This window comes from Proteus sp. G2300 (assembly GCF_009915965.1).
In the GTDB taxonomy this organism is placed as follows: Bacteria; Pseudomonadota; Gammaproteobacteria; order Enterobacterales; family Enterobacteriaceae; genus Proteus; species Proteus vulgaris.
The window spans coordinates 49,069-63,584 of record NZ_JAABNK010000002.1 but is presented as its reverse complement, the minus strand read 5'-3'; the positions used below and the strand labels follow the sequence as shown (position 1 = coordinate 63,584).

The following is a 14,516-nucleotide window of genomic DNA, read 5'->3' as shown; positions in this document are numbered from 1 at the left end:
GGGAACTGCCAGGCATTAAATAAGACGAGAAAGCCAACCCACTGGGTTGGCTTTTTTGCGTTTGTACTTTTAAATAGAACAAATGATGAGAAAATTAAATGCCCCCGATATAGGGCATTTTTATTTCTATTATTAATGAATAATTAACAAAAATTATGACGAGAGAATGCTGCTAGTACCGTTCTTTCTGAAATTTCTAAATAGTCTTCCATTGCTATTGCTGCTTCTTGTGCTTTTCCATCCATTAAAAGCATTAAAATTTGTTCATTCTTCTCAATATAAGGTGCATGTAGCAATTGAGGATCATTTAATAAACCGAATGCTAAGCGCAATTCTGCTAAAATAAGTTGGTACTGTTTAAATAATCTGGGGCTATCAGAAAGCTCAACGATAGCGGTATGAAAATGCATATTACAGGTTCCTACACTGTTCCAATCTTGTTGTTTTTGAAACTTTTTTGCTTGATTAACATTATCTTGCATTTTAATAATGGCAGGGTGCATAGGATAAGAATGTCGTAACGCATCACACTCAATTAACCGTCTTACACGATAAATATCCATAATCGAGGCCATATCTGGCACTGAAACAAAAACACCACGATTAGGTTTATAAGTTAAAAGCCCTTCTTGAGTTAGAACACGAAAAACCTCTCTTAAAGTATTACGAGATATCTCTAGCGTTTCACTTAATGCGGTTTCTGAAAGCCTTTCGCCAGGAGGTAATTCTCCGATAGTGATCTTTTGCCGAATAATATTGGCGACTTTTTGAGAAAGAATTTGTGGTGATGTTTTTTTCTGCATTATCTTCTGCTATTAGCTTAATAGAAACATCTATTCTATCAGTGAGCTTTACAATATATAACCTCTATTGTCGCGGTATGTTGCCCTTATCACCCTCTACGTTGTTACTTTCTGTTTCTTTTTATTAACAAAATTGAATTTTTGTTCGTCAATTTTTAGTACTCAAATTTATTTTTCTTCATTTAAACGCACTATTTTTGTGCATCTTTTCTTTTTATGCCTCATTCTCGTGCATTTTTAATACGAATAAACTATCACCAATTGTCAAGAAAATGTTAAAAATGCGATCTTCTTTACACTTTTATCATCTCATATTTAAATCTATTTGCTTATTTATTCATCTATTATTAATTGTTCAACAATCTAATATCAGATGATTAACAATTACGTGTTCATGCTCAACAATGGCATGTAAATTGCCTTAGTAATAATAATTAAAATAATGATGATAAAGGGGGTAGCTTATGGCTACACAAGATTCTGCAAATACAGCTCCAACTTCGTTTATAAAAAATAGACGTTCTTCACTGATTGCCGCTATTTTTTTAATGGCAACCTCGGCAATAGGTCCCGGCTTTATTACACAAACTGCAACTTTTACAGCGACAATGGGGGCTGCATTTGCATTTGGGATCTTAGCGTCGATCGTGATTGATTTTATTGTGCAACAAAGCATTTGGCGAGTGATCACGGTAACCAATATGCGCGCTTCAGATATTGCCAACAAAGCTATTCCAGGTAGTGGTTATTTGTTAGCAATCTTAGTTATCTTCGGTGGCTTGGTTTTTAACGTCGGTAATATAGCAGGCGCAGGATTAGGGCTTAATGCTATGGTTGGGCTAGATCCTAAATGGGGAGGGATCTTAAGTGCATTACTTGCGATCTATATTTTCTCTTCGCGTAAAGCCAGTAATTTTATTGACCGTATGATTATTGTTCTTGGCCTTGTCATGATCTTACTGACTGTTTTTGTCATGTTTGCTTCTAATCCGCCTCTTGGTGAAGCATTAAAACAAACGGTTTTACCTGATTCTATTAACTTTGCCACAATTACCACTATTGTTGGCGGGACAGTAGGAGGGTATATCTGTTATGCCGGTGCTCATCGTCTTCTTGATAAAGGAACAACGGGGATTGAGAACATTGAAGCGGTATCGAGTGCCGCAACGAAAGGTATCTTAGTTGTTGGATTGATGCGCTACATTTTATTCCTTGCTATTTTGGGTGTTGTAGCTAGTGGCGTAACATTAGATATTTCTAGTCATGCTGCAAATCCTGCTTCTCAAGCATTTCAGCATGCTGCGGGTTTAACCGGATTACGTATCTTTGGTCTTATTTTATGGGCCGCGGCTCTTACTAGTGTTATTGGTGCTGCTTACACTTCTATGTCATTTATTACAGTGTTTAAAAAAGAGATCACAGAGCGCCAACGTAATATCGCAACTATTATCTTTATTGCTGTTTCATTAGCTATTTACATGATGATGGGAACAGCCCCTGCGGCTTTATTAGTCTTTGCAGGTGGTTTTAATGGTTTGATTTTACCTATTGGTATGACGCTGTTTATTTTTGTTGCATGGCGTCGTCAAGACTTAATGAATGGCTATAAATATCCAGCATGGCTGTTATGGTCAGGCATTTTAGTCTGTTTGCTGACTTGGTATATGGGCATCATGTCAGTAGGTGCGATTTTCAACTACCTCAAGATTGTTTAAAGGAATAATAACAATGATAAATGCCATCGATTTAAACAGTGATTTAGGTGAAAGCTTCGGTCAATGGAGCATGGGCAATGATGATTCGGTACTCGAAATAGTCAGTAGTGCCAATATTGCCTGTGGTTTTCATGCGGGATCCCCTGAGGGAATTCTGAAAACATTAAAAGCGGCAAAACTGCATAGTGTCGCGATTGGTGCACATGTTGCCTATCCTGATTTAGTAGGTTTTGGCCGTCGTAATATGGATATCGCTAGTGATGAATTAACCGCTGATGTGATTTATCAAATAGGCGCTTTGCAAGGATTAGCTAAAGCTGTTGGTATGAACGTGACTTATGTTAAACCGCATGGTGCGCTTTATAACACAATAGCTCATGATAAACGCCAAGCAATTGCGGTTATTGAGGCTATTCTTGCGATTGACCCTCAACTTACCTTAGTTGCTTTAGCGGGATCATCTTTGATTACCCTTGCAAAAGAAAAAGGGCTTCGTGTAATAGCGGAAGCATTTGCAGACAGAGCTTATCACGCTGATGGTACGCTGGTTTCTCGTAAAAAAGAGGGCGCTGTTTTACATGATCCGAAACGTGTTGCACAACGTATGTTGCAACTTGTACAAGAAGGGGGAATTGAGTCTATAGAAGGTATTTTTACTGCTATAGAAGCAGATTCTATTTGTGTTCATGGTGATAGTCCTGATGCAGTCAATTTAGCTAAAAGCGTAAAAGAAACTTTGCTAAATCATGGTGTTGCAATTAAACCATTTGCGCCTGCTTTACTGAAAAGTGAGAGCTAAATATGACAAACTTAATGAAAGCAACGGCTGATGCAATCACCAAAGCACAAGAGGCTCGATTAGCCATTCGTCATGGCTTATCGATACCAACAGCAGGAATGGCGAGAGGAATGACACAAGCTAATATGATTAGTTTGCCTCGTGATTGGGCATTTGACTTCTTACTTTATGCTCAGCGTAATCCTAAAAGTTGTCCGATATTAGATGTTTGTGAATCAGGTAGTTATCGTACTGTTTTAGCGAAAGGTGCCGATCTGCGTACTGACATTCCTCTTTACCGTGTTTGGGAAAATGGCAAATTAGCGGATGAAATTACGGATGCTACTGAAATTTGGGCACAACATCCCGATCTTGTTACGTTTCTTATTGGTTGTAGTTTTACTTTCGAAACGCCCATGTTAGAAGCGGGGATTGAAATTCGTCATATCACAGATAACAGCAATGTCCCGATGTATAAAACGAATCGCTTGTGTCGTCCAGCAGGGCGATTAGAAGGTGAATTAGTGGTTTCAATGCGTCCTATTCCGGCTGATAGAGTTGCTGATGCGGTAATGATCAGTGGTCGATTTCCTTCGGTACATGGTGCACCGGTACATATAGGTTCACCTGAAATGCTTGGTATTAAAGATATCATGTCGCCAGATTTTGGTGCACCAGTGAGAATTGAACAAGGTGAGATCCCTGTATTTTGGGCTTGTGGTGTAACACCTCAAGCCGCGGTAATGCGCTCGGGTGTTCCCTTTGCATTAAGTCATGCACCAGGACATATGTTTATTACTGATGTGCCTGATGTAGCTTATCACGTATAAGGGAGGAAGATGCTTTGCGCTTTTTACCTGTTAATTTATCGCATTTATTAGTTGAGCTATCTTCTTTAAAAGAGACTCTCGCATTCTATGAGTCAGTTAAGCAAGCTGATATTAAAGCGATCCAAGATATTGTTCCAGCGGCAAAAACACTCTTAATTCATTATACGCCGTGGCTAATCACAGCTGAAGAACTTGTTGTTCAGCTTCGACAATTAGAAGTCAAAGCGGTATCAGCACGTCAAACACAGTCATTAACGATCCCGGTTCATTACCAAGGGGAAGATCTTAGTGAAGTAGCTGAATTATTAGGTATAACTATAAATGAAGTGATCTGTAGGCACACAGAACAAACCTATCAAGTTGCATTCACTGGTTTCGCTCCAGGTTTTGCTTATTTGATTGCAGATGAAACTCAGCTTTATGTGCCTCGTCGCAAAACGCCTCGTACACGCATCCCCGCAGGGTCGGTCGGATTAGCGGGCGAGTTTAGTGGAGTTTATCCGCAACAAAGCCCTGGTGGCTGGCAACTTATTGGTACCACAGAAATAAAGATGTGGGATCTCTCACGTGAACAACCCGCTTTTTTATTACCGGGAAATGAAGTGCATTTTGTTGATGCACAAAAATCACCGATAACCGTTTCACTACCGGAGAAAAAAGCCATAGTCGCTTCCCCGCTCTCATTAAATGATAAAGGGCTATATGTTATTTCAGCAGGGTTACAAACTTTATTTCAAGATGAAGGCCGACTTGGTGCTGCATCAATGGGAGTATCTGCTTCAGGTGCACTTGATAAACCCGCTTTACATGCGGCCAATCGTTTAGTGGGTAATCCCACAACTTTTGTTGCACTCGAGATAACCCAAGGTGGACTGACACTTAAAGCACGACAAGATTGTGTTATTGCCTTAACTGGAGCGAATTGTTCTATTTTACTAAAATCTGAGTCGGGTGAGAGTGAATATCCATCGAACTATCAACCTATTGATGTTCGTCGTGGTGATGAAATTATTTTAGGTATACCAACAACTGGGGTGCGTAGCTATCTTGCTGTGAGAGGGGGATTTGAATTACCTAAAGTTTTAGGCAGTCAGTCTTTTGATACCTTAGCGCAAATTGGCCCTCATGCTCTACAAGAAGGAGATGTACTTCACCTTAATAATGAAAGTGCATCAAACAGTATTATTGTGGAGGAACAACCGACATTAACTCTACCAAAAGAAGGGGATATCGTTACACTCGATGTTGTTTTAGGGCCTCGTACGGACTGGTTTACCGCAGATGCAATAAAGACGCTGACCTCTCAATTATGGCAGGTCACACCACAATCTAATCGTATTGGCTTACGTTTATTGGGCGAAACACCTCTTGTGCGTGAGGAACAACAAGAATTATCGAGTGAAGGTACCTGCATTGGTGCAATACAAGTTCCGATTAATGGGCAACCTGTTTTGTTTCTTAACGATCACCCATTAACAGGAGGATATCCTGTTATTGGCGCTGTTGCTGAATATCACTTACCACTCGCAGGGCAGATCCCTGTTAACGCTAAAATTCGTTTTAATCCAATTACCGAATTTCAAGAATATTGATAGGAGAATGCCACTCATGACAACAATTAACCAAAAACAACGAGTGAAGCATAGAGTACTTATTGCAAACCGAGGTGAAATTGCAGTTCGTATTATTCGAGCTTGTCAGGACTATGGTGCGACTTCCATCGCTATTTACGCCAATGATGATATTGATGCACTACACGTTCGTCTTGCTGATGAAGCTTATGGACTTAATGGCAACTTACCGAAAGAAAGCTATTTAGATATCGATAAAATTATTGATATCGCACGTAAAAATAAAGTGACTATGATCCACCCAGGCTATGGTTTTCTTTCAGAGCGTGCGGATTTTGCAGCTGCGGTACAAGAAGCCGGATTTATTTGGGTTGGGCCAAATCCTGAAACGATTGAGGTACTTGGCGATAAAGTGAAAGCGCGTAAGATTGCGCAATCAGTTGGTGCTCCTCTTGTTAATGGTACTGCGGATCCCGTTAATGATGCTAAAGAAGTATTAGATTTTGCCAAGCAATATGGTTTACCTGTTGCCATCAAAGCCGCTTTTGGTGGTGGTGGGCGAGGCTTAAAAATTGCCCATAAAATGGAAGAAATTGAAGAACTTTACCATTCCGCAGTACGGGAAGCAGTGACCGCATTTGGCCGTGGCGAATGTTATGTTGAACAATTCTTAGATAAACCTCGTCATATTGAAGCGCAAATTATTGCCGATAAACTAGGCAATGTTGTGGTTGTCGGGACACGAGATTGTTCACTACAACGTCGTAATCAAAAGCTTATTGAAGAAGCGCCAGCACCTTATTTGACAGACGAACAACGTGAACGTATTCACCTGTCGGCTAAAGATATTTGTGCTAAAGCAGGTTATGTGGGTGCAGGTACAGTTGAGTTTTTATTAAGTGCAAATGGCACTATCTCATTTTTAGAAGTGAATACACGCTTACAAGTGGAGCATCCTGTTACAGAAGAAACGGCGGGTATCGATTTAGTGATCGAGCAGTTACGTATTGCTGAAGGTTTACCGCTAAGTATTGATAAAACGCCTGTTCCTCGGGGTCACTCTTTTGAATTTAGGATCAATGCAGAAGATCCCGCCAAAGGTTTTTTACCTACACCAGGCTTAATTACGCATTTTTCTCAGCCTTCAGGTCCAGGTGTGCGAGTTGATAGTGGTTTTACTGACAATAATCAGGTTTCACGCCAATTCGATTCTATGATGGCAAAATTGATAGTGACAGGTGCAACTCGCGAACAAGCTATTGCACGGGCTCGTCGAGCATTATCCGAATTTAAAATTGAAGGGGTAGCAAGTGTATTGCCTTTCCATTGTGAAATGATGGAGCATGCCGATTTTACTGAAGATTTCAAAGTGCATACCCGTTGGATTGAAACAGATTTTCAGGCAAAAAATACCCATTTCCCTCGTAGCACACCTGCAAAAAATGAAGAGCTTGTTCGTACTTTTATTGAAATTGATGGTCGTCGTCATGAACTGGCTTTACCTGCTCAATTACTTTCGCTCTCTGCGGCAATACCAACAGCTATTAAAGCTAGTCATGAAAAAGAAGAGAATGAAAAAGCTGTGATAGCGCCAATCTCTGGCGTATTACATAGCTGGATCTTATCTGATGGTGATAAAGTTAAAGAAGGCGATGTCATCGCTATTATGGAAGCAATGAAAATGGAAGTTCAGGTGGTTGCATCTCGTGGCGGGGTATTATTACAAAAAGCTAAAACAGGTGATTATTTTTCTGCTGAAACTATTTTAGCTGAAATAAATTAGATGTATTAAAAATTAATATATTGATTAATAAGGGTAATATTAATCTTTAGACGTCGCCCTTTAATATGAGTAAATTTCGTATTAAGGGGCTTTTTTATAATAATTTTATTTATATATCTATTTGTTATATCTAATTCCTTTTGGTTATAAGTTATTTTGCCTATAATCTAGGCTCGCTAAATTATCAGCAAAAGGAAATAAGATGTTACTCGTCTCACAACTGCTTATTGGCGCTGCAATAGGGTTAGTTATTACAACGACTGGTGTTGGAGGAGGTGTTATTTTATTGCCTGTCCTGATTTATCTTTTTGGCATGAATGCATTAGCGGCAGTGGCAACGGCTAATTTGCTATCGATGTTAATGAAACTTTCGTCTTCTTATATCCATTTTCGTCTAGGTAATATTCCATTAAAACCTGCATTATTAATTTTGGCGATTATGTTTCCTGCGACTTTTTTAGCGAGTTATGGGGTGACGTGGTTGGGATCGCAGCCTCAATATTACGATCGTGTTGAATCAGCGATTAATATTTTAATGATCGTTGCTATCGTATTTTCATTGATCTTATTTTTACAGCGAATGATAAGAAGGTCAGCAATTTCAGATCCTCTAATTGTTTTGCCACCACCTTCTACAGTGACTTTTTCTTCCTTATTTGTACCAGGAATGAGTGCGGGGTTTGTGCTTGGAGCAACGGGAGTGGGAGGGGGATTAGTGGTATTGCCTGTATTAATGCGGTTTGCACAAATGGGGATTAAAGAGGCGATAGGTACTTCTATTTTTATCACGACCATTCTTTCTGGTGGTTCAGCTATCGCTTATAGTGCTGGTGGTTATACCGATGTACATACCGCTCTTATCCTCTGTTTAGGTTCATTGCTTTCTATTCCGCTAGCACGCTATCTTTTAGTGTATTTATCAGAGCGTTTCTTTCAATACATAACACTATCATTTATTCTGATCAGCATCATTATGATGAGTTGGAAGTTAATAAATTAACTTAATGTAATATCGAGTGAGTCAATTTTTCTCTTATCACCTTTCGTTAGACTAAACTAGTCTATCATCATTAGATTAACGACTAAGAGTAAGTACAACGAGATGAACATTAAAATAGGTGATGAATTTTTAGTTTATATGGCGCTAGGTGAAGAGAGCTATATGAAAGAGTATTACCGTGTGATTGAAATTGACTCAACGCTTTCTCAAGTGACGGGTAAATTGTTAAGAAGAACAACGGCTGATGATAAAAATATTGGTTTAGGTCGCTGTGAGTTAGAAGGCGGTATTGAGCAATTTGCCTTAGAAGATATCTATCCTGTTAAAGAGTGAACCATCATAGGATCACTCTTCTCAATGCGTTTATCGCCTAGGCTGTGGGAACATTCTCAGGTAATGCTGATTTAGGTAAACCAAACACTTTGTCGAATACCCAGTTATAAGTGAAGGTATAACAAGGGATGATGAGGATGAGCGCAAAATCCATCGCTAACGCTTGCCATAACGAAACATTAAGCCACCAGGCAATTAATGGAATTAAATAGACCACCAGTGTTAGCTGAAATCCAATCGCATGGACAAGACGGCGCCTAAAAGTTCGAATTCTTGAAACTTGTCGACTCTCCCAAAATTCAAACATGCAGTTATAAATAAAATTCCAACTCACCGCGATTGTTGTTATCACAAGCGCTAATGGGCCTGTTACCGCTGTAGAGCTATCAGCTAAAAGGGCAAGTCCGACGGATGAAATAACCCACCCAAAAATCTCATAAGCTGTTACGTAGACAATTTTTCGTTTGATACCTTGCATTGCTCTCTCTTTTTCTGTGGATTAGAGTTGTTAAGCATCGTAAGATAAATCAGCAAGAATGACAGAAAAAGTCAGCTAGTATCAATTTAACTGAAATATCAGGAGTGAACATGCAGTTTTCAAGTGAACATATTGCGATATTTTTAGCCGTGATGGATAAAGGTTCTTTTTCTGCAGCTGCACGTTCATTAAAACGCGTTCCCTCTGCGGTTAGCATGGCGATAGCCAATATGGAAGCTGAATTAGGTTATGCACTTTTTGAGCGTTCATCACGAGAGCCTCAGCCGACCGAAAAAGCGAAGGCACTTGAGCCTCATGCCAGAATGATCGCAGAACAATTAAAATTATTACAAGTGCATGCACAAGAGCTTTCGATGGATCTCGAAAGTGTCTTAAATATTGGTGTTGCGGCTGATATTAATCCTGATTATCTATTACCTGCGTTATCAGAATTAACGCAACGTTATCCATTACTTAATGTGAATGTGATAACCGCGGCACAAGATGACATTATTGAGATGTTACATGCACATAAAATTCAATTGAGCCTAGTTTATGGTGGCTTGTATGTGAATGGTGATGAGCAGTTTCAATATCTTGGCTCTGAGTCATTAGTGGCAACGATATCCGCGAGCCATATTGCGCTAGCACATCCTTCAGGCGTATTTATTGAGGATTTAGTAAATGTTCGCCAAATAATGATAGCTAGCCATACCAAAGAGCTTAGAGATGAGCGCTCATTAGTCGCGACAAATTATTGGCAAACCGATAGTTTTCAAATGGCATTAGGTATGGTTGAAGCCGGAATGGGATGGGGTAATTTACCGTATTCGCTAATTTATACACAATTGCAGAAAGGTAAATTAAAACAGCTTCAGTTTAAAAACACGAAAAATGAATTGCGATTACCTATTCATGCCATGTGGTTAAAAGGAGAGTCACTACAAAAAGGGGCGAAAGAGTTAGTTGAGCTGATGAGTACTCATCAGCCCATTGTACCTAATTTTGATTAATCGACCCGTTGTTGATGAACCCAAACAGCAACTTCAACACGAGATTTTAGCTTCATCTTTTTCAGTAAATGTTTAACGTGTACTTTGACCGTGCTCTCCGTAATATCGAGTTTACGTGCGATCATTTTATTAGATAGCCCCTGCGCTATTAGTTTTAAAATATCGCGTTCGCGTGGGGTGAGTTGCTCAATATCACGCTCACCTTCAGAGCGATCTTCACGTAATGATTCCGCTAAAATAGGCGTTAATGCAGGGCTGACAACCATTTTTCCAGCTGCCGCCTGTTTTAGTGCTGCTAACAATTCTTCAGGCTCCATATCTTTTAAAAGATAGCCATCAGCACCACGTTTTAACGCAGTCACTAAATCATCGCTGTAGTTTGATACACTAAACACGACGATCCTTCCTGATAATGACTTTAATCGCAATTGATCAAGGGTTTCAAAACCATTCATTCCTGGCATATTCAGATCTAATAATATTAAGTCAGGATCTAATTCTTCAGCTAACTTTACACCTTGAATACCATCACCCGCTTCCCCAACGACAGTTAATGTTGTATCAAGACTTAAGAGTTGCTTTACGCCATTGCGTAGCATTGGGTGATCATCAATGAGTAAAATTGTCGCTTTTTCTGTGGGTGAGCCCATGTTATTCATTACGACTTGCTCCATGTTAGACAGGGTCTTTATGAGTAGTGATTAATGGAAATTTAACAAACACTTGAGTACCGCCCTGTTCACGTACTTTTATAGTATAAGAACCATTTAGGCTATTTGCGCGTTCGCGCATAATAATAAGGCCATAATGATTTAATTTTTCAGGGTTAGGACTAATTCCTTCACCATTATCGTTAATTTTTAGTTCAATAATGCCACTATCAAGAGACAATGAGACTTCAGCCCAGTTGGCATTGGCATGTTGTAATATATTATTCAATGCTTCACGCACAATTTGAACTACATGAATACTTTGATGTGAATTTACGCACTTTGCGGGTAATTGATAGTCAAAATTAATAGTAAATCCAAGTCGCTGATTAAATTCATTTAATGTACTTTCTAATGCGGCCAATAATCCAGGTTCAGTGAGTTTTAAACGAAATGTAGTTAACAATTCTCTTAGTTGGCGATAAGCAACATTAAGCTCTTCTCGCATCTCTTTAAGTAATTTTTGGCAATTATCTGGTAAGGTTTCTGACTGCATTTGCAAATAGCTGACTTGCATTTTTAAACATGAAAGTGATTGTGCGATGGAGTCATGCAATTCACGGGCAATTGCAGAGCGCTCATCCATGAGTAAAAGCTGTTGCTGTTGCTCATTTTGTTGTTCCATTGCCAACATGGCGGAGATTTGTTTTGTCAGCAATAACATTAAATTATTCTGTTCATCTGTCAGGGCGGTATGTTCTGGTAACTGCATAACAAATAACCCATAACGATGGATCTGATCTGCTAATTCCCAATGTAATAGTTCACGGCTTAGTGGAATAGTGGCTGAAACGGTTTCATCACAGCGCTCACATTGTTGGTCTGGGCAATGTTCAGGACGTGAGTGTGGCTCTAAACTGATCTCATTAAATAATGTGTGATGATTATCCTCATACAAACGTATCTGCAAATAGGTATCAGGAATAATTTGTTGAAGTTCAAATAGTATCTGTCTTAATCGAGCACAAAGTGGTGCCGGGGAATGTAATTGCTGGCTTGAATGATAAAGATAAGAGAGCACTTTATTTTTTTGTTGTAAATCATGTGTTTTTTCAATCACTCTTTTCTCTAATTCACTATAGAGCGTTGAAAGCTCTTCTGACATAGTATTAAGTGCGATACCTAATGTCGCAATCTCATCATGATGATCGCGCTGGTGGAAGCGTGCTGAGAAATTACCATGACCAATTGAATTCGCCATTTCCATTAATTGTTGCCAAGGATGCAATAAACGACGACGGAAATGCCAGACGGAGCCAAATAATAGTAATAGTGTGAGTGCGGTAAATATAAGTTGAGTGTAAGCCACCAGCCTTATTTTTTGTTCTGTTAGCTGATCTATGCTTAATACTAATTTATCTAATTGAGAAACAAAAAAGGCGACCTCTTGTTTTGCATCATCTCGTTGGTGAGCATAGAGCAAAGTTGGCTTTAAGGTTTCTTTCCAATAAGTATTTAACTGAGCATATTGTGATTGTAATGATGCGTTGCTCAGGACTTGAAGTAACTCATCGCTGTCTAAATCAGTTTCTAACTCATGAAGGTAATAACGGTGTTGCTCATCCAGAGGTAACGCAGATAACAAGCGATAACTTTGCATACGCAAAGATCCTGATTTATTAATCGCGTGCGCGTTGCCTTGTACACTTAAAATAATATGGTTAGAAATTGCCATGCCTACCACACCCAGTAGGGTGAAAAGTAACATCAATATTGCGATTTGATTAATAATTGAAAAACGGTAGTGCCATTGGATTTTATGCGTGGTCATTGTTGTTTTTCCAAATTTATTCAGTCGCTATCTTGCCTTAAAAAAGTATCAAATGTCATATACTACTAAAGTATTACCTCTAAATAGCCGACGGGGGTAATTTCTCCGCTAAATTATCATGTTTTTCATTTAACATTATAATTTAAAATGAAAAAGTAGGGTTAATCCTATTAATACTTAGGTGTAAATAGTTACTTTAGCTTAAAAAACAAACAAATGTTTGCTTGATACAGATCATGACTTATTAACAATTCTAATCGTAAAAAGGTGTCAATTTAACCGTTAACAGAGGTTGTTATGGCACTCACTCAACACCCAGAAAAAATAAGAAAAGGGGTGATCGAAGATTGGCATCCTGAAGATAAAGTTTTTTGGGAAAAGACTGGTCAAAAGGTCGCTTCACGTAATTTATGGATTTCTGTTCCTTGTTTACTTTTATCATTCTGCGTCTGGATGCTTTTTAGTGCCGTTGCAGTCAATTTAAACAAAGTAGGTTTTAACTTTACCACAGATCAGCTGTTTATGCTGACGGCGCTTCCTTCTGTTTCTGGTGCTATTTTACGTGTTCCTTATTCATTTGTTATTCCTATCTTTGGTGGGCGTCGATGGACTGCAATCAGTACCGTCTTTTTGATCATTCCTTGTATTTGGCTTGGCTTTGCCGTACAGGACACCACAACGTCTTACTCAACCTTTATTGTCATTTCATTATTATGTGGTTTTGCTGGGGCAAACTTTGCGTCGAGTATGGCAAACATCAGCTTTTTCTTCCCTAAAGCCCGTCAAGGTGGTGCGTTAGGATTAAATGGTGGATTAGGTAATCTGGGTGTGAGCGTTATGCAGTTAGTCGCACCTTTAGTGATAGGTGTTGGCGTTTTTGCAATGTTTAGTGGTCCAGGCGTTGTGCAACCTGATGGTTCACGTTTATGGTTAGAAAATGCCGCGTGGATTTGGGTTCCTTTCTTGCTTATTCTGACAGTTGCCGCATGGTTTGGTATGAATGACCTTGCTGCGAATAAAGCGTCTTTAAGCCAGCAATTACCTGTTTTAAAACGCGGTCATCTCTGGTTATTAAGTATTTTATACCTGTGTTCTTTTGGTTCTTTTATCGGTTTTTCAGCGGGTTTTGCGATGTTATCTAAAACCCAATTCCCAGATATCGTTATTTTGCATTATGCCTTCTTTGGGCCTTTATTAGGTGCTTTAGCTCGCCCTGTAGGCGGTACATTGTCAGATAAATTTGGGGGCATTCGAGTCACGCTGATTAACTTTATCATTATGGCGATATTCTCGGCTCTACTCTTCTTAACACTACCTGAAAATGGAACTGGTGGCTCATTTATCGCTTTCTATGGTGTTTTTATGGTGCTGTTTTTGACCGCGGGTTTAGGTAGTGGTTCTACATTCCAAATGATTGCCGTGGTGTTTAGAAAAATCACCGTTGATCGTATGAAAGCACAAGGTGCTTCCGATGAAGCTGCTCAAAAAGAAGCGGTGACAGAAAGTGCCGCTGCGCTTGGTTTTATCTCTGCAATTGGTGCAATTGGTGGCTTCTTTATTCCTAAAGCCTTCGGTACATCACTGGCTATGACTGGCTCACCTGCCGGAGCCATGAAAATCTTTGTTCTATTTTATATCGCCTGCGTCTTGATCACTTGGTTGGTCTATGGACGTAAACACAATAAACAATAATGACGAATTATACGCAATGTGAGAGCGCTCGCGCGCATT

13 protein-coding genes are annotated in these 14,516 nt (G+C 39.3%); 9 read left to right on the top strand and 4 right to left on the bottom strand.

Features of this window, described 5'->3' with window-relative positions; translation table 11 throughout:
* Window positions 1–143: 143 nt before the first annotated feature.
* On the bottom strand, window positions 144–803 hold the full coding sequence (locus tag GWI97_RS00360; protein WP_036933188.1) for a GntR family transcriptional regulator: 660 nt from the start codon (window positions 801–803) through the stop codon (window positions 144–146).
* 464 nt (window positions 804–1,267) lie between these two features.
* Between GWI97_RS00360 and GWI97_RS00355 the strand changes: the two genes are divergently transcribed.
* The 7 genes from GWI97_RS00355 (at window position 1,268) to GWI97_RS00325 (ending at window position 8,813) form a co-directional block, all read left to right on the top strand.
* The gene (locus GWI97_RS00355) at window positions 1,268–2,518 is read left to right on the top strand and encodes an NRAMP family divalent metal transporter (protein WP_036933187.1); all 1,251 of its coding nucleotides are present in this window, start codon (window positions 1,268–1,270) and stop codon (window positions 2,516–2,518) included.
* 13 nt (window positions 2,519–2,531) lie between these two features.
* On the top strand, window positions 2,532–3,317 hold the full coding sequence (locus GWI97_RS00350; RefSeq protein ID WP_036933186.1) for a LamB/YcsF family protein: 786 nt from the start codon (window positions 2,532–2,534) through the stop codon (window positions 3,315–3,317).
* Window positions 3,318–3,319: 2 nt separating this feature from the next.
* Window positions 3,320–4,126, top strand: a complete 807-nt coding sequence (locus GWI97_RS00345) for a putative hydro-lyase (protein ID WP_087802866.1) — start codon at window positions 3,320–3,322, stop codon at window positions 4,124–4,126.
* Between the two features lie 14 nt (window positions 4,127–4,140).
* Window positions 4,141–5,718 (top strand): urea amidolyase family protein, encoded by a 1,578-nt coding sequence (locus GWI97_RS00340; RefSeq protein WP_123822505.1) that lies wholly within the window; start codon window positions 4,141–4,143, stop codon window positions 5,716–5,718.
* A gap of 16 nt (window positions 5,719–5,734) precedes the next feature.
* Complete coding sequence (locus GWI97_RS00335) at window positions 5,735–7,480, top strand: acetyl/propionyl/methylcrotonyl-CoA carboxylase subunit alpha (RefSeq protein ID WP_103004984.1); 1,746 nt, start codon at window positions 5,735–5,737, stop codon at window positions 7,478–7,480.
* A gap of 202 nt (window positions 7,481–7,682) precedes the next feature.
* Window positions 7,683–8,480 carry a sulfite exporter TauE/SafE family protein gene (locus GWI97_RS00330; RefSeq protein WP_161751798.1) on the top strand — a complete coding sequence of 266 codons (798 nt, stop codon included), beginning with the start codon at window positions 7,683–7,685 and terminating at the stop codon, window positions 8,478–8,480.
* A 102-nt stretch (window positions 8,481–8,582) separates the two neighbouring features.
* Complete coding sequence (locus GWI97_RS00325) at window positions 8,583–8,813, top strand: hypothetical protein (RefSeq protein WP_036933178.1); 231 nt, start codon at window positions 8,583–8,585, stop codon at window positions 8,811–8,813.
* A gap of 37 nt (window positions 8,814–8,850) precedes the next feature.
* On the opposite strand, the gene GWI97_RS00320 is transcribed toward GWI97_RS00325, so the two are convergent.
* Window positions 8,851–9,291: a PACE efflux transporter gene (locus GWI97_RS00320; RefSeq protein ID WP_036933177.1), complete on the bottom strand. Its 441-nt coding sequence runs from the start codon at window positions 9,289–9,291 to the stop codon at window positions 8,851–8,853.
* A 110-nt stretch (window positions 9,292–9,401) separates the two neighbouring features.
* On the opposite strand from GWI97_RS00320, the gene GWI97_RS00315 reads away from it, so the two are divergent.
* Window positions 9,402–10,304, top strand: coding sequence for a LysR family transcriptional regulator (locus GWI97_RS00315; protein ID WP_036933176.1), 903 nt, complete (start codon window positions 9,402–9,404; stop codon window positions 10,302–10,304).
* Here the strand turns inward: GWI97_RS00315 and narL are convergent.
* Window positions 10,301–10,954, bottom strand: a complete 654-nt coding sequence (gene narL / locus GWI97_RS00310; protein ID WP_082239485.1) for a two-component system response regulator NarL — start codon at window positions 10,952–10,954, stop codon at window positions 10,301–10,303. The genes GWI97_RS00315 and narL overlap by 4 nt on opposite strands.
* Window positions 10,955–10,979: 25 nt before the next feature.
* Window positions 10,980–12,785, bottom strand: coding sequence for a nitrate/nitrite two-component system sensor histidine kinase NarX (gene narX, locus GWI97_RS00305; protein ID WP_123822508.1), 1,806 nt, complete (start codon window positions 12,783–12,785; stop codon window positions 10,980–10,982).
* 297 nt (window positions 12,786–13,082) lie between these two features.
* On the opposite strand from narX, the gene GWI97_RS00300 reads away from it, so the two are divergent.
* The gene (locus GWI97_RS00300; RefSeq protein ID WP_036933172.1) at window positions 13,083–14,477 is read left to right on the top strand and encodes a NarK family nitrate/nitrite MFS transporter; all 1,395 of its coding nucleotides are present in this window, start codon (window positions 13,083–13,085) and stop codon (window positions 14,475–14,477) included.
* Window positions 14,478–14,516: the final 39 nt, after the last annotated feature.